This window comes from Allobosea sp. TWI1241 (assembly GCF_039673065.1).
Taxonomy (GTDB): domain Bacteria; phylum Pseudomonadota; class Alphaproteobacteria; order Rhizobiales; family Beijerinckiaceae; genus Allobosea.
In genome coordinates this window covers 482,944-505,453 of record NZ_JBDJKW010000001.1, presented here as the reverse complement: position 1 = coordinate 505,453, position 22,510 = coordinate 482,944, and the positions used below count along the sequence as shown (strand labels likewise).

Genomic DNA, 22,510 nt, shown 5'->3' with positions numbered 1-22,510 from the left:
GCGCCCCGCGCGCCGGCCCGGCGCCGCCCGCGTGCGGCCGCATCGCCGGATGCGTGCAACAGGATCGGACCATGCCCGTCTTCGCCCTGCCTTTCCCGGTGATCGACCCGGTCGCGCTGTCCTTCGGGCCGATCGCGATCAAATGGTACGGGCTGGCCTATGTCGCCGGCCTGCTCGGCGGCTGGTGGTATTGTCGCAAGCTCGTCGCGGCCGAGCGGCTGTGGGGCGGCCGCGCCCGCCCGGGCGTCGACCAGCTCGACGACATGCTGCTCTTCGTGGCGCTCGGCGTGGTGCTGGGCGGGCGGCTCGGCTTCGTGCTGTTCTACGATCTGGAACGCTATCTCGCCCGGCCGCAGGACATCGTGCAGGTCTGGCAGGGCGGCATGTCGTTCCATGGCGGGCTGGTCGGCGCGACGCTCGGGCTGTGGCTGTTCGCGCGCCGGCGCGGCATTCCCGCGATGAGCGTGTTCGACCTCGCCGCCACCGTGGTGCCGATCGGCCTGTTCCTCGGGCGCATCGCCAATTTCGTCAATGCCGAGCTCTGGGGGCGGGCGGCACCCGACGTGCCCTGGGCGATGGTGTTTCCCAATGCCGGCCCGGTGCCGCGCCATCCGAGCCAGCTCTACGAGGCCTTCGGCGAAGGCATCCTGCTCTTCATCCTGCTCGGGCTCGTCGTCCGCGCCGGCGGTCTGAAGCGGCCTGGCCTCGTCGCCGGCCTGTTCGGCATGGGCTATGCGATCGCCCGCATCGTCTGCGAGTTCTTCCGCGAGCCCGATCCGCAGCTCGGCTTCCTGTTCGGGACGGCGGGCGGTACCGGCGGCGGGCTGACCATGGGCATGCTGCTTTCGCTGCCGCTCTTCGCCGCCGGCCTGGTGCTGGCCCTGCGGACGCGGCGGGAACCGGCCGCGTCGTGAGCGCGCTGGCGGCCGAACTGGCGGCGCTGATCCGCGAGGAGGGGCCGATCCCCGTCTCGCGCTACATGGCGCTGTGCCTCGGCCATCCGCGCCATGGCTATTACATGAAGCAGGATCCGTTCGGCGCGGGCGGCGATTTCGTCACTGCGCCGGAGATCAGCCAGGTCTTCGGCGAACTGCTCGGCCTCTGGGCGGCGACGCTGTGGCGGATGATGGGGGAGCCGGCCGCGCTGCGCCTGGTCGAGCTCGGCCCCGGCCGCGGCACGCTGATGCAGGACATGCTGCGGGCCGCGAAGGTTCTGCCGGGCTTCCGCGCCGCGCTCTCGGTGCATCTCGTCGAGACCAGCCCTGTGCTGCGCGAGCGCCAGCGTGCGACCCTCGCCGCCTCGAGCGTCGCGGCGCGGTGGCATGACGAGCTCGAGACGGTGCTCGACGGGCCGGCGATCGTCATCGCCAACGAATTCCTCGATGCGCTGCCGCTCGACCAGTTTGTGCGCACACGCGAAGGTTGGCGCGAGCGGCTGGTCGGGCTCGACGCCGAGGGCGCGCTGGTCTTCGGGCTGGCGGCCGAGCCGGACCGCGATATCGGCCTCGTCGCGCCCGAGGGCACGGTGCTGGAGCAGCCGGCCGCGGCGCTGGCGGTCGTGACGCAGATCGGCCGCCATCTCGCGGCGCAGGGCGGGGCGGGGCTCTTCCTCGATTACGGCTCCTCGCGCTCTGGTTTCGGCGACACGCTGCAGGCGATGCGCCGGCACGGCTTTGCCGACCCGCTGGCCGAGCCCGGCGATGCCGATCTGACCGTGCATGTCGATTTCGAGCGCATGGCGGGCGCCGCGCTCGCCGCCGGTGCGGCGGTCTCCGGGCCGGCGACGCAGCGCGATCTGCTGCTGGCGCTCGGGCTCGAACAGCGCGTCGCGGCGCTGGCGCAACGCGCCACGCCGGAGCAGAGGCGCGCCCTCGCGGCGGGGGCCGAGCGCCTGGTCGCGACCGGGCCGACCGCGATGGGCGAGCTGTTCAAGGTGCTGGCGCTCGCCGATCCGCGCCTGCCGGCCCTGCCCGGATTTGACCTTCATCGCCTGCCAGAGCAGCGCCGAGCCTTTTAGGAGCGGATGGACCGACCATGCTGATCAGCTCTCCCGACCTCGCCAGGGAAACCGGCCTGCGCCACGCCTTCTTCACCCGCGAGGGCGGCGTGTCGACCGGCATCTACGCCTCGCTCAATGGCGGGCTGGGTTCGCGCGATGAGCGGGCGGCGGTGAGCGAGAACCGTGCGCGGATGGCGAAGGCGCTCGGCGTCGAGGCGGGCAACCTCGTCAGCGTGCACCAGATCCATTCGCCGGACGTTGCCGTGGTGACCGGGCCCTGGCTCGGCGAGCGGCCGCAGGCCGACGCGATGGTGACCGTGGCGCACGGCGTCGCGCTCGGCATCTCGACGGCCGATTGCGGCCCGCTGCTGTTCGCCGATGCCGAGGCCTGCGTGGTCGGCGCGGCCCATGCCGGCTGGAAGGGCGCCTTCGGCGGGGTGATCGGTGCGACCGTGATCGCGATGGAGAAGCTGGGCGCGCGCCGCGAGCGCATTCTCGCCGTGCTCGGGCCGACGATCAGCGCCGCCGCCTATGAGGTCGGGCCGGAATTCGCCGAGCGCTTCAAGGCCGAGAACCCGACCTTCTCGCGCTTCTTCACCGCCTCCGAACGGCCGGCGCACTGGATGTTCGACCTGCCTTCCTTCATCGCCCATCGCGCCCAGGAGGCGGGTATCGGCCGCTTCGTCGACATGGGCTTGTGCACCTATGGCGACGAGCGGCGCTTCTACAGCTATCGCCGCACCACCCATCGCGGCGAGGCGGATTACGGCCGGCTGATCTCGGCGATCGCGCTGGGCTGAGCCGCTTCCCGCGGCCCGATTGTGTCCGGCGGCCAGGAGGCGCATGCTGCCTGCCGTCCAGTGACGTCTATCGGACGGGGGATCGCATGGAACAGATACTGGCCAACCTCATCGCCGGGGCGCTCGGCGGCAATGCAGCCGGCAAGGCCTCGCCGAGCTTCGATCTCGGCACGCTCGGCAACACCATCGCCGGGCTGGTCGGCGGCGGGGTGCTTGGGCAGATCGTGCCGCTGGTGCTGCCGGCGATCACGGCCGCGGCGCAGAGCGGCAATCTCAGCATCGGCGGCATCGTCACCAACCTGATCGCGGGCGGCGCCGGCGGCGCCCTCCTCACCGCGATCATCGGACTGGTGAAGAACAAGGCGGCCTGAGCCCGGGCGCTCGGGGCGGGCCCCCGGTCCCGCCCTGCGCGTGACGGGGATGCGCGTCGCTCAGGCTTGCGGTGTGCGCCGCGAGCCGCATGATCGGCCGTCCTATCGCCGGAGGCCGAGATGTCGCGACCGATCGCCTATTATTTCTCGCTGTTGTCCCCCTGGACCTATCTGGGGCACGCCCATTTCGTCGCGCTGGCCGGGCGCCATGGCCGCGCCGTCGACTATCGCCCGGTCTCGCTCGGCTCGGTCTTCGGCGAGACGGGCGGCCTGCCCTTGCAGAAGCGCCATCCGGTGCGGCAGCGCTACCGCGTGCTGGAACTGCAGCGCTGGCGCGAGAAGCGCGGCCTGCCGCTGGTGCTGTTCCCGAAGCACTTCCCTTACGACGTCACGCTGGCGGATCGCTGCGTGCTGGCGCTGGTCGCCCGTGGCGAGGATCCCGCCGGCTTCATCGGCGAGGTGCTGGCGGATGTTTGGGCGCATGAGCGCGACATGTCGCAGCCCGAGGCGCTGGAGGTGGCGGCAAGCCGCGCCGGGCTCGATCCGGCCGGGCTGATCGCTGCGGCGCGCGACGACGCGATCGGCAGCAGCTACGAGGCCAACCAGTCGCGTGCCATCGAGGCCGGCGTGTTCGGCGCGCCGAGCTATGTCCTCGACGGCGAGGTGTTCTGGGGCCAGGACCGGCTGGAGCTGCTCGCCGATGCGCTGGCGAGCGGCCGCGCGCCCTATCGCAACGACGCCACGCGCTGAGGGGCGGGGGACGGTGGTCAGCCCGGCGCCTCAGCCGAGGATGTCGGGCGTGCGCCAGCCGATCTGCTGGCCGGCATCGACGGCGAGCGTCTGCCCGGTCACCGATTCGGCCCGCGTCAGGTAGATCACCGCCTCGGCGATCGCTGCGGGATCGACCGGCCGGCCGAGCAACGTGCCGTCGGCTTCCGCCGCGAAGCCGGCCTCGCCGTCATGCGGGTTGGCGAAGGTCGGGCCCGGCGCGACGGCGTTGACGCGGATGCGCGGGGCGAGCGTCTGCGCCATCGTCGTGGTGGCGGCATGGAGCGCCGCCTTGCTCAGCGTGTAGGAATAGTATTGCGGCGTCAGCTTGCGCACGCGCTGGTCGAGGATGTTGACGATCGCGCCCTTGCGGTCTTCGGGCAGCCGGTTCGCCATGGTGCCGGCCAGCACGGACGGCGCACGCAGGTTGATCGAGAACTGCCGGTTCCACTGCGCCACCTCGAGATGGCGCAGATCGTCGACGAGGAAGCTCGAGGCGTTGTTGACCAGCAGCGTCACCTTGCCGAGCGCGGCCTCCGCGGCGGGCACCAGCTCCTCGACCTGCACCGGATCGACGAGATCGGCCTGAAGCGCACAGGCCCGGCCGCCCTGTGCCACGATTCCCGCAGCGAGCGCCTGCGCTTCGGCGAGCGAGCGATGGCAGTGGATGGCGATGGCGTAGCCCTCGGCCGCCAGCCGCTCGACGATGGCCCGGCCGATGCGACGAGCGCCGCCGGTGACCAGCGCGACCTCAGCGCTCATTGCGGTCGCCTCCGGCGCGGTGGCTGCGGCGCTGCATGCGTCTCTCCCAGTGCTTGGCGACGCGCAGATACCGGTAGAAGGCATAGTTCATCGCGGTCATGAAGCCGTAGACGCCGCGCAGGGCGTGGCGGCGGCCGATATAGGCCTTGAAGAAGTTCGCCGGGAACTCGGCGACGAGGCGGAAGACCGAGAGCGTCTCGCCGCGCGCGTCGAGATCGTCTGCCTGCGCGTCGCTGTAGGCGTTGAGCTTCGCCATCTGGTCGCCCAGCGAGCGCACGGAATAATGATGGATCGTGCCCTTGAGCGCCGCGACGCGGGCGTCGGGCGCGAGATCGACCCGGTCGTGCACGGGGGAGGCGGAATAGCGCCCTTTGTCGGCGCGATAGAGCCTGACCGGCGAGAGGGCGTAGGCGAATCGGTGCGGCGCGCCTTCGCCGGGGAAGATCTCCGCGATTCGGATCTTGTAGGCATCGGCCGCGGGCTCGCCGTTTGCGAACAGCGCTGCGATCTCGGCCGCCAGATCGGGGGGAATCACCTCGTCGGCATCGATGTTGAGCAGCCAGGCGTGCCGGCACTGCTCCTCGGCGAAGCGCTTCTGCGGGCCGTAGCCCGGCCAGGCGTTCTCGATGACGCGCGCGCCATGCGCGGCGGCGATCTCGCGCGTGCCGTCGGTCGAGCCGGAATCGACGAGGACGATGTCGTCGCTCAGGGCGCGGACCGCCGCGATGGTCGGGCCGATCCGGTCTGCCTCGTCGCGGGCGATGATGAAGATGGAGAGAGGCGGCACCAAAGGTCGTCTCGGCTGTCGTCGATAACCCGGCTTAAGCCCGGCGGGCGCAGGCCGCAACCCGCCGCCGGCCCCGGTGTTTTCAGGCTTTTCGGAACCTGGGCGACGGTTGCGGCGTTGGAGGAATCGCGACGGCCCTCCGGTGCCTTAGCGTTAGGGTTCGATTCACCAATTTATCCAACCTTAACAATCACTAACCGGAATTGAGCAATGTGGAGACGCCCTTCCGGATTGTGCCGCAATTTCGCCTTGGTCTGGCATGCAGCTGTGTTTTGGCCGCAACAGACAGGGCGCCTCACCTGGCCTATAAGTGGGTCATCGAAATCACAGGCCGACATCTGTCGGCGAACGCGACGACTAAGGAGTACGTCATGAAGAAGATCCTGCTTTCGGGTGTTGCCGCCCTCGGCATCGTCGCCGCTGGCGCCGCTTCGGCCGCCGACCTTCCGAGCCGCAAGGGCCCGGTCGTCGCCCCGGTCTACGTTCCCGCCTTCACCTGGACCGGCTTCTACGTCGGTGCCAACGCCGGCTACGGCTTCGGCAAGGTCAAGAGCCGCGGCTGGAACGCTGTCGGCACGCTGTTCGGCGACACCGACGGCTTCGTCGGCGGTGGCCAGATCGGCTACAACTACCAGGTCGGTCAGGCCGTGTTCGGCCTCGAGGCTGACTTCCAGGGCGCCGACCTGAAGGCCGGCCCGAGCTGGGCTGGCTTCGGCGTCGTCGGCAACTCGAAGGTCGAGTGGTTCGGCACCGTTCGTGGCCGCATCGGCTACGCCTTCGACCGGTTCCTGCCCTACGTCACCGGTGGTTACGCCTACGGCAACGTGAAGACCACCCTGGCCCCGGGCCTCGGCATCAACGGCTTCAACGGCGACAGCAACACCCACTCCGGCTGGACCGTCGGCGCTGGCCTCGAGTACGCCATCACCGACAACCTGACCGTCCGTGGCGAGTACCTCTACGTCGACCTCGACAAGAAGAGCATCTTCGGCACCGCTGCCAAGGTCGGCCACGAGTTCTCGGTCGTCCGCGCCGGCCTGAACTACAAGTTCTAGTCTCACCTTCAGGTGTGACGAACGGAACCCGGTGGCTTCGGCCACCGGGTTTTTCTTTGTCTGGTGCATGGGCGAGGCAGCGCGTCGCCTCTTTCAAGCCCGGCCGTAAATGGAATGACGCCCCGTGCCGAGCGTGCGGGGCTTTTTTCGTCGCGTGGACGGTGCGGACGCCCGCGCCCCGGCTCTGCGCGGGCGGGGCGAGGCATGCCCGGATCCTTCGGCCGGTGGCACCGAGGCCGGCGCAACACCACGCGCAAAAAAGCCGCGCTTCCCAGGGGAAGCGCGGCGCGCTCTGGGCTTTCAGGGCGATCGCGTGGCACGCGTGCGCGCCGGCGTCAGCCCTTGAAGCGCGTCGCCTCGAAGGCCGGGACCTTGGCGGCGAAGGCGTCGAGCCAGGCGACGAGGGCCGGGTGGCCGCTGCGCCAGCTGCCGTCGAAGCGCAGGTCGAGATAGCCGAGCGTGCAGGCCAGCGCGATCTCGCCGATCCGGGGCTTGTCGTCGAAGGCGGGCGGGGCGGCTTCGAGCGCCGCGAGGCCGCGCGCCGCCTTGCCGGCCTGGTTCTCGACCCAGGCGGCGTTGCGGTGCTCCTCCTCGCGGAAGCGGGTCTCGTAGACCTGCAGCAGCGCGGCGTCGCCGATGCCGTCGGCCAGCGCCTGAAGGCGCAGCTGCGGGAAGCGCGCCATCCCGGCCGGGATAATGATGCCGCCGCCGGCGAGCATGTCGAGATATTCGGCGATCACGCGCGAATCGAACAGCGTCGTACCGTCCTCCAGAATCAGCGTCGGGATCTTGCCGAGCGGGTTCTCGCGGCGGATCGAATCCTGCGGGTCGGTGGTGTCGGTGGCGACGACCGTGATCCGGTCGGTCAGGCCGAGGACCGCCGCCGCGATCTTGATCTTGCGGCCGAAGGGCGAGGCGGGGGAGGAGCGCAGGGTCAACATCGGCACACTCGTTCTCTGGCGGGGACCATCAGCCGTCCGGGCGGATCGGCTCGCATCGATAGCGCGGACGCGGGCCCTGGGCGAGCCGTTCCGCCAGCGCCGGCAGGAGAATCTGCGCCTCCTCCGCGAGGCGCCAGGGCGGGTTGATCAGCAGCATGCCGGTGGCGCCGAGCCCGCCGGCGGCCTCCGGCCGGTCGACCTCGATCTCCAGCCGCAGCAGCCGGCCGATGCCCGCCTCCAGCAGCGCGTCGAGCATCGCCTCGGCGCCGTCGCGATCCTTCAGCGGATACCACAGGGCGTAGATGCCGCTCGCCCATTTACGATGGGCCTCGATCACCGCCTGCGCCATGGTGGCGAACTCGTCGCGCTCCTCGAAGGGCGGGTCGATCAGCACCAGGCCGCGACGCTCCTTGGGCGGGACATTGGCGCGCAGCGCCGTCCAGCCGTCGATCTCCAGCGCCTTGCAGCGCCGGTCGCGCCCGAGCGCCTCGCTGAGCTTGCGGAAGGTGTTGTCGTGCAGCTCGGCCGCGATCAGCCGGTCCTCGGCGCGCATGGCGTGGCGGCAGATCCAGGGCGAGCCGGGATAGGCGGAGGAGCCGTGTGCCTCGCGGGCGGCGGCGACGGCCTCGCGCCAGGGTGCCAGCAGCTCCTCGACGGCCGGTGCCAGAGGCGACTGGGCGAGCCGCGCGACGCCGTCCCGCCATTCATGGGTGCGCAGTGCCTCGTCCGAGCCGAGATCATAGCGGCCGGCCCCGGCATGGGTATCGATCAGGCGGTAGGGTTTGTCCTTGGCCGCGAGGTGCAGGAGGATGCGGGCCAGCACGACATGCTTGAGCACGTCGGCGAAATTGCCCGCATGGAAGCCGTGGCGGTAGTTCATCTTGGCTCAGCGGATCGAGTCGACGCGCAGGTCGCGCGTACGGCAGCCGGCCCGGTCGACCTCGGGGCAGCTGCGGAAGCCGCGCAGATCGCGGGTCAGGCAGATGCGGACCTCCTGCAGCGTCCCGCGCCGGCAGGCCACAGCCATCATGTCCGGGCGCAAGCCGGGATTGGCCTCGGTGAAGGCGCGCTCGATCGCCATCGGGTCGAGCGTGCGGTCGCGCTCGACGCTCGTCAGCAGCGGCGGAATCGCGATCTTGTCGCGGGCCTTGCGGACATCGGCGAAATAGGCGGCGGGGCTGGAGCCCGAGCAGGTGCCATGCTTGCGCCACTGGTAGCGGGCGAGGCCCTCCGAGGGGAACAGCCCGTCCGCCTCGCGCATGGCGATGCGCGAGGGCGAGCGCTCGAAGGCGCTGCAATCGCTGGGAAAGCCGCGCTCGTATTGCGGCCAGAGCCCGTGGACGACGAAGCCCAGCCCGGTGCCGTCGGCGCATTGCTCGCGCGCATCGCGCCGCTCGTCGCCACCGAGCGCGCAGAAACCCGGCGTCCAGGACAGGGCCAGCACGTAAAAGTCGAAATTGCCGGGCGAGCCGCCGCGCCGGTCGCGCTGTGCGGAAGCCGGCGTGGCTACAGCGAGCAGCGTCGCGAGCAGGAGGGCGAGGCGGCCGAGGCGCATGGCGCGGGCGATACGGCTCAGGGGCGGGCCATCTTGCAGTCGGGCGCGTAGCTACGCAGCGGGTCGAGCCCGGAGACGCACCAGTTGACGTTCCAGGTCAAGCCGAGGAAGCCGAGATTCTCGCGCACCGAATAGTCGACGCGGCGGAGCACGCCCTCATTCGTCATCATCCGGGCGGTGCAGAAGCGGCGCGGGATCAGGTCGTCGCCCCAGGGGCGCCAGGCGATCGGGCGGACGCTGTCGAAGGAGATCGCGCGCAGCGGGCCCCAGAACTTGGCCTCGCGCGAATTGAACGAATTGGAGATCTCGCCGAGCACTGCCGGATCCTCGCAGGCCGGGAGATGGCCATACATCGGGATGATGCGGTTCTCGGCCCGGTCCGCCGGGTGGACGGCGCGGGTGCCGGCGGCCTGCGCGGCAACGACGGCCAGGCAGAGCGCGGCGGCGAACGTGGTCAGCAGCGGGAGGCGGCGCATGGAGAAGGCCTCGTGCGGGGGAGGGAATCCGTTGCCGGCACGATGGCGGGGGCGGGAGTCGCGGTCAAGACAAATGGCCGCCGCCGGCGCGGACCGGCGGCGGCTGTGGCTTTTCGATCCGGCCTCAGCCGAAGGAGGCCTCGAGCATCGAGGCATAGTCGGCCGCGCTGGCCTGGCGCGGGTTGGAGGCGCTGGAATGGTCCTTGGTCGCGGCCTCGGCAATGGCGGGGATGACGGACCGCGGCACGCCCATCTGCGTCAGCGTTGCCGGCAGGCCGAGGCGCGCGGTCAGCCCGGCGATCCACGCGGCCAGGTCGGCATCGGGGGCGAGGCCGAGCGTGCGGCGGATCTCGGCGTATTTCGCCTCGGCGGAGGGCGCGTTGAAGCGCAGCACCGCCGGCAGCAGCACGGCGTTCAGCGTGCCGTGATGCAGCGAGACGTCCTTGAGGCCGCCGAGCGGGTGGGAGAGCGCGTGGACGGCGCCCAGCCCCTTCTGGAAGGTCAGGCCGCCCTGCAGCGCGGCCATCAGCATTTCCTTGCGGGCCTCGCGGTCGGAGCCGTCGGCGACGGCGCGCTCGATATGGGCGACCGCGCGCTTCAGCCCGTCGAGGGCGATCGACTCGGCGACCGGATTGTCGCGCGGGCTGAGATAGGTCTCGATGCAGTGGGTGACCGCGTCCATGCCGGTGGCGGCGGTGAGGCCGGCGGGCAGGCCGAGCGTCAGCTCGGGGTCGCAGATCGCCAGCTTGGGAATGAGGTGGCCGGAGATGAACCCGAGCTTGCGGCCGTCCTTCAGCGTGATCAGCGCGGCGCGGCCGACCTCGCTGCCGGTGCCGGCGGTGGTCGGCACCGCGATCACCGGCGCGACCTTGGCGGTGATCTTCGGGATGCCGCCGAGAATCGCCGCATAGGTCTCGAGCGGGCCGTCATGGCCGGCGAGCAGGGCGACGCCCTTGGCGAGGTCGATTGGCGAGCCGCCGCCGATCGCGACCAGGCTGTCGCAGCCATTCTCGCGATAGACCGCCAGAGCGGCCTCGACGGCCTCCTCTGTCGGGTTGGTCGGGGTGTCGGCGAAGATGGCGGCGTTGCCGAGTGCCGGCGCCGCGGCGCGCAGCTGCTCGACGATGTCGGTCGCCGCCAGGCCACGGTCGGTGACGATCAGCGGGCGCGAGACCTTGAGATCCTCGAGCCCGGCCGCGATGGCCTTGAGCTCGCCGAAGCCGAACTGGATCGTGGTCAGGTAGTTGATCGTCGCCATATCTGTCCTCCCGCCCGCCGCCATTCACTGGGGGGCGGGGCTTTTTGACCTGTCGCGCGCCGCGAGGCTACCCCCACCGGCGCGCTTTCGTTGCAGGGGCCTCCGGCGCGGACCCGCCCCAGGCGCGGCTCAGCCGGGCTCGACCGGCTGCGTCGCCTCGGCCGGGGCGCTGCTGCGGCGCTCCAGCACCATCAGCGCCAAGCCGGCGGCGACGATCAGCGCCGCACCGACCAGCATGGACGGCGTCGGCCAGTCGTTGAAGACCAGCCAGCCGAAGACCAGTGCCCAGACGATCAGCGTGTACTGGTAGGGCACGACCACCGAGGCCTCGGCGAGCTTGAGCGAGCGCGTGACGCACAGATGCGCCACCATGGCGACGATCCCGAGCAAAGCGAGCAGGGCGGTGTCGGCCAGCGTCGGCGTGACCCAGCCGAAGGGCAGCAGGATCAGGCCCATGACCAGCGCGCCGAGCGTCTGCCAGGCGACCAGCGTCACGTCGGGCGTGCCCTTGAGCTGGCGGCCGGTGATCATCAGCGCCGCGAAGGAGAGGCTGCCAACCACGGCGATGATCGCCGGCATGGACAGGCTCTGCCCCGACGGGTTGAGCGCGATGGCGACGCCGACGAAGCCGGCGACTGCGGCGAGCCAGCGCCCGGCATCGACTTTCTCGCCGAGGAGCACCGCGGCCAGCACCACAGCCCAGACCGGGGCGGCCAGCCAGATCGTCATCGTGTCGGCCAGCGGCAGATAGGACACCGCCCAGTAGAACAGCGCGACCTCGCAGGAGCCGAGCAGCACGCGCAGCAATTGCAGGCCCGGCCGCTCAGGCCGCAGCGTGCGCGACAGGCCCTGCCTGACGACGAAGGGGGCGATCACCACGAGGGCGGCGGCGCTGCGCAGCAGCAGCACCTGCCCGACCGTGTAGGTGGCGACGAGCCATTTCCCCATCACGTCGTTGATCGAGAACAGCAGGATGCCGATCAGCATCATCATGATGCCGGCAAGGGAGGCGTTGCGGGGAGCCATCGACCTGACGAGCCAAGAGTGACCAAGAGTGGCGAGATGCCTGTCTTGGCCCGGCGCCCCGGTCTCCGCAAGCCATGTTGACGCAAGGGCCGGACGCACCGGCTGCGGGGCGTGAGCGGCGCTAGAGGCTGGCCGCGGCGCGGGCCGCCTGGTCGTACTGGCCGGACAGCGAGCGCATCGCCGCGGCGATCTCCGAGAGTCGTCCCGGATCGATGCCGGAGGCCAGCACGGACTTCACCAGGATCTGCTCGCGGATGCCGGCATAGCGGCTGCACGCTTCCTCGCCGGTGGGGGTGATCGCGACGATCTTCTCCTTGCCCTTGCGACGGCTGGTGACGAGGCCCTGCCGCTCCAGCTTCTTCAGGGCGTAGTTCACCAGATGCGTGTCTTCGATGTTGAGGATCAGGCAGATGTCGGCGAGGCGCTTGGCCTTGCCGCGATGGTTGACGTTGTGGAGCACGAGCACGTCCATCGGGGTCAGCTCGGGCAGGCCGGACGCGGTCATGCCGCGCACGATCCAGCGATGGAAGGCGTGCACCGTCATCGACAGGGCGAATTCGAACTCCGAGAGCGCCGGCATGGCGCCCGAGGCGAGGTGCCCGGAGGAGACGATCGGGCCCAGGCCCGTGGGGGCGGGCTTCGGGTCAGCATCTGACATCGCGGGTCCGTCCTTGGGTGATCATGCCGACCAGCGGCCAGAGGTCGTAAGCGGGCCGGCCGGTCGCGGCCGCGATCGCGGCGCGGTGCGGCGAGAGATTGGTGCATTCGAGCACGATGGCGCCGATCTCCGGCGCGGCGGCGACGAGCGCACGCGCCGCGTCGACCGCCTCCGCCTCGCGGGCGGCGAACCCGTCGGCGCAGGGCTCCTCGAGGATGGCGCTGCGGAAGACGCCCGCATCCGGCAGGCCGGCGACGGGCGTGTCGGCGGCGGCGCCGGACGCAGCGAGATGCGCCGCCGAGAGGCCCATGCGAGAGAAGGTCAGCACGCCGACCCGCCGGCCGGGCGGCAGCGCCTGCGCCAGCATCGGGATCAGCAGCAGCGAGCTGGTGGCGACCGGCACGGGCAGATGCGCGGCCAGCGCCGCTTGGTAGGCGATCAGGAAGCCGCAGGAGGTGGTGATGGCGGTGGCGCCGCGGGCGACGAGCCGCTCGCCGGCGGCGAGGAAAGGCGCGAGAAAGCCGTCATCGGCGATGCCGACGATGCGGCGCGCGGTCGCCTGCGGGACGCGCTCGAAGATCACGGGCCCCGAAAAGCTTTCCGGCGCCCCGATATCGCCGGGGAAACGCCGGAAGCCGGTATCCAGCATCAGAACGCCGAGGGTCATGTCGTCCCGTTCGCGTCCGCCGGCCCCGCCGCGCCGGAAAAGCGCGGCGGAGCCTCGCAGCTCACATCTTGCGGTAGGCGTCGAGGATGGCCTGGCCGTTGGCGCCGGCCTTCTTCAGCCAGTCGGCGGTCAGGGTCTCGCCGGCCTTCTTGAAGCCCGCGGCCAGCTCCGGGGACGGCGGCTGCACCTTCATGCCCTTGGCCTTGAGCTGGTCGATATACCAGGCGGCCTTCTCCTCCCACATCTTCCAGCCCCGCTCCTCGGCGGCGGCCGAGGCCTTCAGGAGCGCGTCCTGCGTCGGCTTGTCGAGCTTGTCGAAGGCGGCCTTGTTGACGATGGTCGCGTCCTTCGGGATCCAGGCCTGCACGTCGTAGAAGTGCGTCAGCGACTCCCAGGCCTTGGAATCGTAGCCGGTGCCGCCCGAGGACATGAAGGAGTTGACCACGCCGGTGGCGAGCGCCTGCGGCAGCTCGGCCGCCTGCACGGTCACCGACTGCATGCCGAGCAGGTCGCCCAGGCGCGCGGTGCCGACATTGTAGGCGCGCCACTTCAGGCCCTTCATGTCGTCGATCGTGTTGATGTCCTTCTTGGAATAGACGCCCTGCGGCGCCCAGGGGACCATGAAGAGCAGCTTCACGCCCTGGCTCTCGAGCTTCTTCTCGATCGCGGGCTTGGAGGCGACGTAGAGCTTCTTCGACTCGGCGAAGGAGGTGGCGAGGAACGGCACCACGTCGATGCCGAAGATCGGATCCTCGTTCTCGTGGATCGAGAGCAGGAACTCGCCCATCTGGGCCTGGCCGGTCTGGACGGCGCGCTTGATCTCGGGGGCCTTGAACAGCGAGGCGCCGGCATGGACCGTGATCTGCAGCTTGCCGCTGGTCGCGGCGTCGACGTCCTTGACGAAGAGCATCAGGTTTTCGGTGTGCGGATTGTCGGCCGGGTAGGCGGCCGGCAGGTTCCACTTGGTCTGGGCCACGGCCGGGGCGGCCATGGCGAAGGCGCTGCAGCCGAGCGCGAGCGCGGCGAGGGCGGTTCTGCGGTTGAGCATCAGGCTGTTCCTCTCTCTTTCTGGTTATGGTTTCGCGACGGTCGGTCCGGCGCCTGCCCGGTCAGGAGTCCGGGAAGGCGAGCTTGGGCAGGTAGAGCACGATCTCCGGGAAGGTCGTGATGATCAGCACGGCGATGTTGAGGAGAATGAAGAACGGAAACGCCGCCTTCGCAATCGTCCACATGTCCTTGCCGCTCATGTTCTGCAGCACGAACAGGTTGAAGCCGACGGGCGGGGTGATCTGGGCCATCTCGACATGGATGACGAGGTAGATGCCGAACCAGATCAGGTCGAAACCGGCTTCCTTCACCATGGGCAGCACGATGACGGCGGTCAGCACGATCATCGAGATGCCGTCCACGAAGCAGCCCAGGATGATGTACATCACGGTCATCGCCAGCACGAGCATGTGTGGCGAGAGGTCCTGGCCCTTCACCCATTCCGCCAGGGCGGCCGGGATGCCGGTAAAGCCCATCGCCGCCGTGCAAAAGGCCGCGCCGGCCAGGATCAGCATGATCATGCAGGTCAGGCGGGTCGCGCTCATCAGGCTTTCGCGGAAGGTCGCCCAGCTCAGCGTGCCGCTCCACCAGGCCAGCACCAGCGCGCCGGTCACGCCGAAGGCGGCGCATTCGGTGGCGGTGGCGATGCCGAGGATCAGCGCTAGGAAGACCGCCGCGATCAGCAGCAGGCAGGGCGCGAGCTTGGCCGACTGGCGCAGCTTCTGGCGAAACGGCATCGGCGGATCGCGCGGCGGGGTCTTGTCCGGGTTCAGCAGCGACCAGACGATGACGTAGCCCATATAGAGCGCCATCACGAGCAGGCCGGGCAGGAAGCCGCCGAGGAAGACCTGCAGCACCGAGACGTTCGCCGTGATCGCGTAGACGACGAGCGGGATGGACGGCGGGATCAGCAGGCCGAGCGTGCCGGAGCCCGCCAGGGTGCCGATGCTCAGCCCCTCGTCATAGCCGCGCTTCTTGAGCTCGGGCAGGGCGATCTTGCCAATGGTGGCGCAGGTGGCGGCGGAGGAGCCGGAGACCGCCGCGAAGATGCCGCAGCCGACGATGTTGGTGTGGACCAGCCGGCCGGGCAGCCATTGCAGCCAGGGCGAGAGGCCCTGGAACATCTGCTCGGACAGCCTGGTCCTAAACAGGATCTCGCCCATCCAGATGAAGAGCGGCAGGGCCGCCAGCGTCCAGGAGGCCGAGGCGCTCCAGACGGAGGTCGCGAGCACCTGGCCGATCGGCACGTCGGTGACCAGCGCCATTGCGACCAGGCCGACCAGGCCGAGACCCACGCCGATCCAGACGCCGGCACCGAGGACGCAGACCAGGAAGAGAAGGAGGACGAGCGACAGCTCAGCGAGACCCATCAGACGCCTCCACCCTGCGCGACGCGCTCGACGAGTTCCTCGGCGGTCTTCGCTGGTTCCGGTTCATAGGTCGGGCGGCCGCCCCGCAGCACGATCACCAGCTCGTCGATCATCGCGATCAGCAGGAGCGCGAGGCCGAGCACCATGCCGAACTGCGGGATCCACAGCGGCACCGAGACCACGCCGGTCGACATGTCGTTGAAGCGCCATGAATCATGCGCGAGGATCACGCACTGCCAAGTGAAATAGGCGAGGAAGGCGATGCCGACCGACAGCGCGAAGAGCTCGGCGATGCGGCGCTTGGCGCCGTGCAGGCGCTCGAGCAGCAGCGTCACGCGGATCATCTCGCCGCGCTTGAAGGTGTGCGCCAGGCCGAGGAAGGACATCGCGACCAGCGCCCAGCCGGTGAAATCGTCGCCGGAGGGGATGTTGAAGCCGGTTTCGCGGCCGATCGGCAGCAGCAGCATCATGGCGAAGATCGCCAGCAGGAACAGCGCGGCAAGCACGCCGGCGCCGAAATACAGCATGTCGAGCAGGCGGCGGATCATGGCGTGGCGCCTCGCTGCGGCGCGCTCGCCTGCGGTGCACCGGAGCGACGGTACGCGAGACCGGCGCTCTTCCCCCCATGCGGGCGAACGCCCACGACGCGTGCGGTCATCGCTCTCTCCTCAAGATGCCGGAAGGGCCCCTCAGCCCCTTTGCCCGATCATTGGCGCGGACGCTAGCCGGCGCTGTCGCGATGCTAGCGGGCCGTCTTGGCTTGTCAATAAAACATCGACGATTTATCGATGATCCGTCACTGTGATCGGCGACTTGTTGGAGACGGGCCATGACTGCGCAGCGCTGGGACTTCTGGATCGACCGTGGCGGCACCTTCACCGACGTGATCGCCCGTGATCCTGAACGCAAATTGCATGCCCGCAAGCTCCTCTCGGAAAATCCCGGTGCATATCGTGACGCCGCCGTGCAGGGCATTCGCGACCATCTCGGGCTGGCGGCCGGCGCGGCGATGCCGGCCGGGCTGATCGGCGAGGTCCGCATGGGCACCACGGTCGCGACCAACGCGCTGCTGGAGCGCAAGGGCGACCGCACGCTTCTGGTGACGACCAAGGGCTTCCGCGACGCGCTGCGCATCGGCTACCAGGCCCGCCCGGACATCTTCGCCAAGCAGATCGTCAAGCCGGCCGAGCTCTATGACGCGGTCGAGGAGATCGACGAGCGCGTGCTGGCCGACGGTACTGTGGAGCGCACGCCCGACGCGCAGGCGGTGCGCGCCGCGCTGCAGGCGCAGTTCGACGCCGGGTTCCGGGCGCTCGCCATCGTGTTCATGCATGGCTATCGCTATCCGAAGCACGAAACCCTGGTGGCCGGCATCGCCCGCGAGATCGGCTTCCCGCAGGTCTCCGTCAGCCATGAGGTCTCGCCCCTGATCAAGCTGGTCGGGCGCGGCGACACCGCCGTGGTCGATGCCTATCTCTCGCCGATCCTCGCCCGCTATGTGGCGCAGGTCTCGGAAGAGCTCGACGTGGCGCGCACCGGCGCCCGGCTGATGTTCATGATGTCCTCGGGCGGCCTGACCGCCGCCGATCTGTTCCAGGGCAAGGACGCCATCCTCTCCGGCCCGGCGGGCGGCGTCGTCGGCCTGGCCGAGACCGGCCGCTCGGCCGGCTTCGAGAAGGTCATCGGCTTCGACATGGGCGGCACCTCGACCGACGTGGCCCATTTCGACGGGGAGTATGAGCGCGCCTTCGAGACCGAGGTCGCCGGCGTGCGCATGCGCGCCCCGATGATGCTGATCCACACTGTCGCCGCCGGCGGCGGCTCGATCCTGCACTATGACGGCGCGCGCTTCCGCGTCGGTCCCGATTCGGCCGGCGCGAATCCTGGTCCCGCCGCCTATCGCCGCGGCGGCCCGCTCGCCGTGACCGACGCCAACGTCATGGTTGGCAAGCTGATCCCCTCCTATTTCCCCGCCATCTTCGGTGCCGGGCAGAACGAGCCGCTCGATGTCGAGACCGTGCGCGGCAAGTTCGCGACGCTGGCGGCCGAGGTCGGCGACGGCCGCAGCCCCGAGGAGGTCGCCGACGGCTTCATTCAGATCGCGGTGGCCAACATGGCCGAGGCGATCAAGAAGATCTCCGTGCAGCGCGGCTACGACATCACCCGCTATGCGCTGAACTCCTTCGGCGGCGCCGGCGGCCAGCATGCCTGCCTCGTCGCCGATGCGCTCGGCATCAAGACGGTGCTGCTGCACCCGTTCTCCGGCCTGCTCTCGGCCTATGGCATGGGCCTCGCCGAGATCCGCGCTACGCGCACCGCGGCGCTGGACGTGCCTTTCGACGGCGCCGTCGAGGCGGCGATCGGCACGCTCGCCGAGAAGCTGGCGGCGGATGCACGCGCCGAGGTCGCCGGGCAGGGCGTGGCGGAGGCCGACATCACCCTGCATGTGCGCCCGCATGTGCGCTATGCCGGCACCGACACGGCGATCGCGGTCGCCGCCGGCTCTTCCGAGGCGATGCGCGAGGCTTTCCAGGCCGCGCACAAGGCGCGCTTCGGCTTCATGGACGAGAGCAAGGCGCTGGTGGTCGAGGCCGTCGAGGTCGAGGCCATCGGCGGCGGCGCCCGCTTCACCGAGGCCGAGCTGGCCGAGGGCGCCGGCGAGCCGCAGCCGAGCGAGCGCACCCGCTTCTTCGCCAAGGGGCAGTGGCACGACGCGGCGGTGGTGCGCCGCGAGGCGATGACGCCGGGCCAGAGCATCGCCGGTCCGGCCATCGTGATCGAGGCCAACCAGACGGTCGTGGTCGAGGATGGCTGGCGCGCTCGGCTGACCGCGCGCGACCATCTGGTGCTGACGCGCGAGAAGGAGCTGGTCCAGCAGGCGGCGATCGGCACCAGGGCCGATCCCGTCATGCTCGAGATCTTCAACAACCTGTTCATGTCGATCGCCGAGCAGATGGGCGTGACGCTGCAGAACACCGCCTATTCGGTGAACATCAAGGAGCGGCTCGACTTCTCCTGCGCGGTGTTCGACCAGACCGGCGCGCTGGTCGCCAACGCCCCGCACATGCCGGTCCATCTCGGCTCGATGGACCGCTCGGTCGAGACCGTGATCGCCAACAACCCGGTGATCCGCCCCGGCGACGTCTTCTGCCTCAACGCGCCCTATAATGGCGGCACGCACCTGCCCGACATCACGGTCTGCACCCCGGTCTTCGACGATGCCGAGACGCAGATCCTGTTCTGGGTGGCGAGCCGTGGCCACCATGCCGATGTCGGCGGTACGGCGCCGGGCTCGATGTCGCCGCGCGCCACCAATATCGACGAGGAAGGCGTCTATATCGACAACTTCAAGATCGTCGATCAGGGCCGCTTCCGCGAGAGCGAGCTGGTCGGGCTCCTGACCGGCGCGCAATGGCCGGCCCGCAACCCGGTTCAGAACGTCAACGACCTCAAGGCGCAGATCGCCGCCAACGAGAAGGGCGTCGCCGAGCTGCGCAAGATCATCCGCTCCTTCGGGCTCGACGTGGTGCAGGCCTATATGGGCCATGTCCAGGATAATGCGGCCGAGAGCGTCGCGCGCCTGCTGACGCGCCTGCACGACGCCGAGTTCACCTATCCGATGGACCAGGGCTGCGCGATCAAGGTGAAGATCTCGATCGATCGCGAGGCGCGCGAGGCGACGGTCGACTTCACCGGCACCTCGCCGCAGCGGGAGGACAATTTCAACGCGCCGGCGCCGGTGACGCGGGCTGCGGTGCTCTACGTCTTCCGCGTCATGGTCGACGACGCGATCCCGATGAACGCCGGCTGCCTGCGCCCGATCAGGATCATCGTGCCCGAGGGCTCGATGCTGGCGCCGCGCTATCCGGCGGCGGTGGTCGCCGGCAATGTCGAGGTCTCGCAGGCGGTGACGAACACGCTGTTCGGCGCGCTGGAGGCGATGGCCGCCTCGCAGGGCACCATGAACAACCTCACCTTCGGCAATGACCGCTACCAGTATTACGAGACCATCTGCTCCGGTTCGCCGGCCGGGCCCGGCTTCGACGGCACCTCAGGCGTCCATGTCCACATGACCAATTCGCGGCTGACGGATCCCGAGATCCTGGAGTCGCGCTTCCCGGTCGTGCTGGAGGACTTCCACATCCGCGCCGGCTCCGGCGGCAAGGGCGAATGGAGCGCCGGCGACGGCACCAGCCGCACCATCCGCTTCAGGGAGGGCATGGACTGCGCCATCCTCGCCTCGCATCGCAGGGTGAGGCCCTTCGGCATCAAGGGCGGCGAGGCCGGCGAGCTCGGCCGCACCCTGGTGCGGCGCCTGACGGGCACGGTCGAGGAGCTGCAGCCCTCCGACCAGACCTTCCTGGAGGCCGGCGAGGCGGTGACGGTGATCACGCCGACGGCCGGGGGGTATGGAAAGCCGAAGGGCTGAGGCTTAGCTGGAGTCTCCTATCAGGAGACGCCCATGGCCCAGACCTGGATGATCACCGGTGCCGGACGCGGCATCGGCCTCGCATTGACGATGGAACTGCTGCGCCGCGGCGATCGGGTGATCGCCGCGGCCCGCAACCCCTGGGGCGGCGCGCTCGCCGAGCTGGCGGCGGCCTATCCCGGCGCCTGTACCGGCCTCGAACTCGACGTCACCTCCGAAGCCAGCGTCGCGGCGGCCAAGGCCTCGCTCGCTGGCCGGCCGATCGACGTGCTGGTGAACAATGCCGGCCTGCTCGGCCCGCGCGGCCACCAGTCGGCCGAGGACATGGATTTCGACGCCTGGCGCAACGTGTTCGAGGTCAACGTCTATGCGCCGCTGCGCGTGGCGCAGGGCTTCTTGCCCAATGTCGAAGCCGGCAGCGGCCGCAAGATCGTCACCATCTCCAGCCGCATGGGCTCGATCGGCTCCAACCCTTCCGGCATGATCGCCTATCGCTCCTCAAAGGCGGCGGCGAACATGACGATGGTCGCCTTCGGCAACGAGCTGCGCGCCCGCGAGATCGCGATCCTGCTCTTCCATCCCGGCTGGGTACGCACCGAGATGGGCGGGGAGGGCGCCGACATCGCCGCCGGGGAGAGCGCGGCCGGGCTGATCGGCACCATCGACGCCTCCGGCATGGCCCAGAGCAACAGCTTCCGCGACTGGCGCGGCCAGGCGATCCCCTGGTGAGGGTTTCGGCCTGATCCGGCCGAAAGGCCAATTATGACAGATGCTTAGCTGGCTTCGTTAAGCATCTGTTCGTTCTCGCCTGCGAAAACGCCCCCGCTCGGCTTTGACGGGGGCGGCATGCGGCGGTTCGGACTGACGGCGAAGATCACCTTGCTGTTCGCGCTCTTCGGGATCGCGGCGGCGCTGGGGCTCGCCAGCGCGGTGCGTGGGCTGGAGGCCGTCCACCGCATCGACGCCGACGCGATCGCCGGCCAGCGCCTCGCCAACAGCGCGGCGCTGCTGTCGAGCCGCGTGGCGCAGGCCTCGCTGCTCAGCCGCCTGCCGGCCGAAGCCGGCGACCGGGAGATCGCGCGTACCATCGACGAGCTCGATGGGGCGATCGCGCTGGTCGAATCGGCCCGCGCCAGCCTGATCTCGGCGCTGCCCGCGCGGCTGCATAAGGACAACGCGGCGCTGAACGCGCATATCGGCACCTTCCTCGCCTTCCAGACCGGCATCGTCGATATCGGCCGGCGGGTCTCGCCCAAGGCCGCGCTGATCGAGGCGGAAGCCTCGGCGGCGCGCGAGAACGTGCGCCAGATCATCGGCATCACCGGCGCCCTGCGCGATTCCTTCGACCAGTCGGCACGCCGCGCCGCCGCCGATGCCGAGATCCTGGCCGCGGATGTGCGCCGGCGCGTCCAGCTCATCGCGATCGGCCTGCCGCTCGCCGGCGCGCTCCTGGCGATCATCCTGCTGCGGGTGCATCTGACGCGGCCGCTGCGCCAGTTGATGCAGACGATCGAGCGGGTTTCCTCGACCGACGCCGTGGTCGAGGTGCCGCATCGCAAGCGCCGCGACGAGATCGGCGAGCTCGCCCGCACGGTACGGGCGCTCAGCGAGGTGCGGGCGCAGCTCTCCTCCCGCGAGGCGCAGGCCGCCCTGGCGGAGACGCACCGGCAGCGCCGCACCGAGGAGCTTCATCGGATCGCCGAGACGTTCGAGAGCCGGATCGGCCGGCTGCTCGCCGAGATCGCGACGGTCAGCGAGGGGCTGCGCGCGGCGCTGGACGACGCGGCGGTGCAGGCCGAGCAGATCTCGCAGAGCAGCGGCTCGGCGGCCGGCGCGGTCACCCATGCCGGCGCCGAGGCGGAGCGGATCAGCGATGCGGCGGTGCGGCTGGAGGACGTGGTCGACCAGATCAGCCGTGAGATCGGGCGGGTCTCGGAGACCGCAGCGCTCGCCACCCGGGACGCCACCGCGGCGGTCGGCCTGGTCGGGCGCCTGACCGAGAATGCCGGGCAGATCCGCGGCGTCGTCGAGCTGATCGATGCGGTGGCGCGGCAGACCAACCTGCTGGCGCTCAACGCCACGATCGAGGCGGCGCGGGCTGGCGCCCATGGCCGCGGCTTCGCCGTGGTGGCCGGCGAGGTCAAGGCGCTGGCGGCCCAGACGGGCGATGCGACGGGGCAGATCGCCCGGCGCATCGCGGCGGTCGAGGCGGCGCTGTCGCAGGCCGCGACCGGCATCTCCGACATCGTCGGGCGCGTCGAGGCGGTCGAGCAGGCCAGCACCGAGATCGCCACGATGGTGGGCTCGCATTCGCGGCTGCTGCAATCGCTCGGCGAGACGATCGCGCGCATCTCCGAGGTGACGGGCGAGGCGGTTGGCGCGATGTCGACCATCGCCGACGCCAATGTGCTCTCGGTCCAGCGCGCGGCGCAGGGGGCTTCCGGCGCCCGCGGGCTGGACGAGCGCATCACCGCGCTGCGCAGCGAGGCCGACGAATTCGCGCGGCGGCTGCGGGCGGCCTGAGCGGGGTTGCGTCCGGCG

At 70.1% G+C, this 22,510-nt stretch carries 22 protein-coding genes; 9 read left to right on the top strand and 13 right to left on the bottom strand.

Annotated features, from left to right (window positions below; genetic code table 11):
- Nucleotides 1-71: 71 nt before the first annotated feature.
- From lgt to ABE438_RS02420, 5 genes are all read left to right on the top strand, one after another.
- Entirely contained in the window at nt 72-914 is an 843-nt protein-coding gene (gene lgt, locus ABE438_RS02440) for a prolipoprotein diacylglyceryl transferase (RefSeq protein WP_346500841.1), read from the top strand.
- On the top strand, nt 911-2,017 hold the full coding sequence (locus ABE438_RS02435) for a class I SAM-dependent methyltransferase (RefSeq protein ID WP_346500839.1): 1,107 nt from the start codon (nt 911-913) through the stop codon (nt 2,015-2,017). The genes lgt and ABE438_RS02435 overlap by 4 nt, the downstream gene beginning before the upstream one ends.
- A 17-nt stretch (nt 2,018-2,034) precedes the next feature.
- Nucleotides 2,035-2,799, top strand: coding sequence for a peptidoglycan editing factor PgeF (pgeF, locus tag ABE438_RS02430; RefSeq protein ID WP_346500838.1), 765 nt, complete (start codon nt 2,035-2,037; stop codon nt 2,797-2,799).
- Nucleotides 2,800-2,885: 86 nt separating this feature from the next.
- The gene (locus ABE438_RS02425) at nt 2,886-3,170 is read left to right on the top strand and encodes a hypothetical protein (protein ID WP_346500836.1); all 285 of its coding nucleotides are present in this window, start codon (nt 2,886-2,888) and stop codon (nt 3,168-3,170) included.
- A 120-nt stretch (nt 3,171-3,290) separates the two neighbouring features.
- Nucleotides 3,291-3,920 carry a 2-hydroxychromene-2-carboxylate isomerase gene (locus ABE438_RS02420; protein ID WP_346500834.1) on the top strand — a complete coding sequence of 210 codons (630 nt, stop codon included), beginning with the start codon at nt 3,291-3,293 and terminating at the stop codon, nt 3,918-3,920.
- 30 nt (nt 3,921-3,950) lie between these two features.
- On the opposite strand, the gene ABE438_RS02415 is transcribed toward ABE438_RS02420, so the two are convergent.
- Nucleotides 3,951-4,700, bottom strand: a complete 750-nt coding sequence (locus ABE438_RS02415) for an SDR family oxidoreductase (RefSeq protein ID WP_346500833.1) — start codon at nt 4,698-4,700, stop codon at nt 3,951-3,953.
- A complete protein-coding gene (locus ABE438_RS02410; protein ID WP_465248534.1) occupies nt 4,690-5,487 on the bottom strand; it encodes a glycosyltransferase family 2 protein in 798 nt (265 codons plus the stop codon). The genes ABE438_RS02415 and ABE438_RS02410 overlap by 11 nt, the downstream gene beginning before the upstream one ends.
- Before the next feature lie 371 nt (nt 5,488-5,858).
- On the opposite strand from ABE438_RS02410, the gene ABE438_RS02405 reads away from it, so the two are divergent.
- Nucleotides 5,859-6,542, top strand: a complete 684-nt coding sequence (locus tag ABE438_RS02405; protein ID WP_346500829.1) for an outer membrane protein — start codon at nt 5,859-5,861, stop codon at nt 6,540-6,542.
- 335 nt (nt 6,543-6,877) lie between these two features.
- Here ABE438_RS02405 and ABE438_RS02400 read toward each other — a convergent pair whose 3' ends face one another.
- The 11 genes from ABE438_RS02400 to ABE438_RS02350 all read right to left on the bottom strand — a co-directional run bounded on the left by ABE438_RS02400 (nt 6,878) and on the right by ABE438_RS02350 (nt 16,088).
- On the bottom strand, nt 6,878-7,483 hold the full coding sequence (locus tag ABE438_RS02400; RefSeq protein ID WP_346500827.1) for a glutathione S-transferase: 606 nt from the start codon (nt 7,481-7,483) through the stop codon (nt 6,878-6,880).
- A 28-nt stretch (nt 7,484-7,511) separates the two neighbouring features.
- Complete coding sequence (locus ABE438_RS02395) at nt 7,512-8,363, bottom strand: 23S rRNA (adenine(2030)-N(6))-methyltransferase RlmJ (protein ID WP_346500825.1); 852 nt, start codon at nt 8,361-8,363, stop codon at nt 7,512-7,514.
- A 6-nt stretch (nt 8,364-8,369) separates the two neighbouring features.
- Nucleotides 8,370-9,038, bottom strand: a complete 669-nt coding sequence (locus ABE438_RS02390) for a ribonuclease T2 (RefSeq protein WP_346500823.1) — start codon at nt 9,036-9,038, stop codon at nt 8,370-8,372.
- Between the two features lie 17 nt (nt 9,039-9,055).
- Nucleotides 9,056-9,514: a hypothetical protein gene (locus tag ABE438_RS02385; protein WP_346500821.1), complete on the bottom strand. Its 459-nt coding sequence runs from the start codon at nt 9,512-9,514 to the stop codon at nt 9,056-9,058.
- A 124-nt stretch (nt 9,515-9,638) separates the two neighbouring features.
- Complete coding sequence (locus ABE438_RS02380) at nt 9,639-10,772, bottom strand: iron-containing alcohol dehydrogenase (protein ID WP_346500820.1); 1,134 nt, start codon at nt 10,770-10,772, stop codon at nt 9,639-9,641.
- Between the two features lie 129 nt (nt 10,773-10,901).
- Nucleotides 10,902-11,798, bottom strand: coding sequence for a DMT family transporter (locus tag ABE438_RS02375; protein ID WP_346500818.1), 897 nt, complete (start codon nt 11,796-11,798; stop codon nt 10,902-10,904).
- Between the two features lie 121 nt (nt 11,799-11,919).
- Nucleotides 11,920-12,456: a winged helix DNA-binding protein gene (locus ABE438_RS02370; RefSeq protein ID WP_346500816.1), complete on the bottom strand. Its 537-nt coding sequence runs from the start codon at nt 12,454-12,456 to the stop codon at nt 11,920-11,922.
- Entirely contained in the window at nt 12,443-13,183 is a 741-nt protein-coding gene (locus ABE438_RS02365) for an aspartate/glutamate racemase family protein (protein WP_465248542.1), read from the bottom strand. The genes ABE438_RS02370 and ABE438_RS02365 overlap by 14 nt, the downstream gene beginning before the upstream one ends.
- Before the next feature lies 1 nt (nt 13,184).
- Nucleotides 13,185-14,171 (bottom strand): TRAP transporter substrate-binding protein, encoded by a 987-nt coding sequence (locus ABE438_RS02360; RefSeq protein WP_346500812.1) that lies wholly within the window; start codon nt 14,169-14,171, stop codon nt 13,185-13,187.
- A 61-nt stretch (nt 14,172-14,232) separates the two neighbouring features.
- The gene (locus tag ABE438_RS02355) at nt 14,233-15,540 is read right to left on the bottom strand and encodes a TRAP transporter large permease (RefSeq protein ID WP_346500810.1); all 1,308 of its coding nucleotides are present in this window, start codon (nt 15,538-15,540) and stop codon (nt 14,233-14,235) included.
- Complete coding sequence (locus tag ABE438_RS02350; protein WP_346500808.1) at nt 15,540-16,088, bottom strand: TRAP transporter small permease; 549 nt, start codon at nt 16,086-16,088, stop codon at nt 15,540-15,542. Before ABE438_RS02350 ends, ABE438_RS02355 begins: the two co-directional genes overlap by 1 nt.
- 281 nt (nt 16,089-16,369) lie before the next feature.
- Between ABE438_RS02350 and ABE438_RS02345 the strand changes: the two genes are divergently transcribed.
- The 3 genes from ABE438_RS02345 to ABE438_RS02335 all read left to right on the top strand — a co-directional run bounded on the left by ABE438_RS02345 (nt 16,370) and on the right by ABE438_RS02335 (nt 22,492).
- Nucleotides 16,370-19,969: a hydantoinase B/oxoprolinase family protein gene (locus tag ABE438_RS02345; protein WP_346500807.1), complete on the top strand. Its 3,600-nt coding sequence runs from the start codon at nt 16,370-16,372 to the stop codon at nt 19,967-19,969.
- A 33-nt stretch (nt 19,970-20,002) separates the two neighbouring features.
- Nucleotides 20,003-20,698: an SDR family oxidoreductase gene (locus ABE438_RS02340; RefSeq protein WP_346500805.1), complete on the top strand. Its 696-nt coding sequence runs from the start codon at nt 20,003-20,005 to the stop codon at nt 20,696-20,698.
- Between the two features lie 117 nt (nt 20,699-20,815).
- Entirely contained in the window at nt 20,816-22,492 is a 1,677-nt protein-coding gene (locus tag ABE438_RS02335; RefSeq protein WP_346500803.1) for a methyl-accepting chemotaxis protein, read from the top strand.
- Nucleotides 22,493-22,510 lie beyond the last annotated feature (18 nt).

What these genes read in the sequence shown, in the direction of transcription:
- ABE438_RS02355 (WP_346500810.1), bottom strand. Translation starts at nt 15,540, where the DNA reads ATGGGTCTCGCTGAGCTGTCGCTCGTCCTCCTTCTCTTCCTGGTCTGC.
- pgeF (WP_346500838.1), top strand. Translation starts at nt 2,035, where the DNA reads ATGCTGATCAGCTCTCCCGACCTCGCCAGGGAAACCGGCCTGCGCCAC.
- ABE438_RS02350 (WP_346500808.1), bottom strand. Translation starts at nt 16,088, where the DNA reads ATGATCCGCCGCCTGCTCGACATGCTGTATTTCGGCGCCGGCGTGCTT.
- ABE438_RS02360 (WP_346500812.1), bottom strand. Translation starts at nt 14,171, where the DNA reads ATGCTCAACCGCAGAACCGCCCTCGCCGCGCTCGCGCTCGGCTGCAGC.
- ABE438_RS02390 (WP_346500823.1), bottom strand. Translation starts at nt 9,038, where the DNA reads ATGCGCCTCGGCCGCCTCGCCCTCCTGCTCGCGACGCTGCTCGCTGTA.
- ABE438_RS02375 (WP_346500818.1), bottom strand. Translation starts at nt 11,798, where the DNA reads ATGGCTCCCCGCAACGCCTCCCTTGCCGGCATCATGATGATGCTGATC.
- ABE438_RS02425 (WP_346500836.1), top strand. Translation starts at nt 2,886, where the DNA reads ATGGAACAGATACTGGCCAACCTCATCGCCGGGGCGCTCGGCGGCAAT.
- ABE438_RS02335 (WP_346500803.1), top strand. Translation starts at nt 20,816, where the DNA reads ATGCGGCGGTTCGGACTGACGGCGAAGATCACCTTGCTGTTCGCGCTC.
- ABE438_RS02385 (WP_346500821.1), bottom strand. Translation starts at nt 9,514, where the DNA reads ATGCGCCGCCTCCCGCTGCTGACCACGTTCGCCGCCGCGCTCTGCCTG.
- ABE438_RS02345 (WP_346500807.1), top strand. Translation starts at nt 16,370, where the DNA reads ATGACTGCGCAGCGCTGGGACTTCTGGATCGACCGTGGCGGCACCTTC.
- ABE438_RS02380 (WP_346500820.1), bottom strand. Translation starts at nt 10,772, where the DNA reads ATGGCGACGATCAACTACCTGACCACGATCCAGTTCGGCTTCGGCGAG.
- ABE438_RS02405 (WP_346500829.1), top strand. Translation starts at nt 5,859, where the DNA reads ATGAAGAAGATCCTGCTTTCGGGTGTTGCCGCCCTCGGCATCGTCGCC.
- ABE438_RS02400 (WP_346500827.1), bottom strand. Translation starts at nt 7,483, where the DNA reads ATGTTGACCCTGCGCTCCTCCCCCGCCTCGCCCTTCGGCCGCAAGATC.
- lgt (WP_346500841.1), top strand. Translation starts at nt 72, where the DNA reads ATGCCCGTCTTCGCCCTGCCTTTCCCGGTGATCGACCCGGTCGCGCTG.
- ABE438_RS02340 (WP_346500805.1), top strand. Translation starts at nt 20,003, where the DNA reads ATGGCCCAGACCTGGATGATCACCGGTGCCGGACGCGGCATCGGCCTC.
- ABE438_RS02415 (WP_346500833.1), bottom strand. Translation starts at nt 4,700, where the DNA reads ATGAGCGCTGAGGTCGCGCTGGTCACCGGCGGCGCTCGTCGCATCGGC.
- ABE438_RS02370 (WP_346500816.1), bottom strand. Translation starts at nt 12,456, where the DNA reads ATGTCAGATGCTGACCCGAAGCCCGCCCCCACGGGCCTGGGCCCGATC.
- ABE438_RS02420 (WP_346500834.1), top strand. Translation starts at nt 3,291, where the DNA reads ATGTCGCGACCGATCGCCTATTATTTCTCGCTGTTGTCCCCCTGGACC.
- ABE438_RS02395 (WP_346500825.1), bottom strand. Translation starts at nt 8,363, where the DNA reads ATGAACTACCGCCACGGCTTCCATGCGGGCAATTTCGCCGACGTGCTC.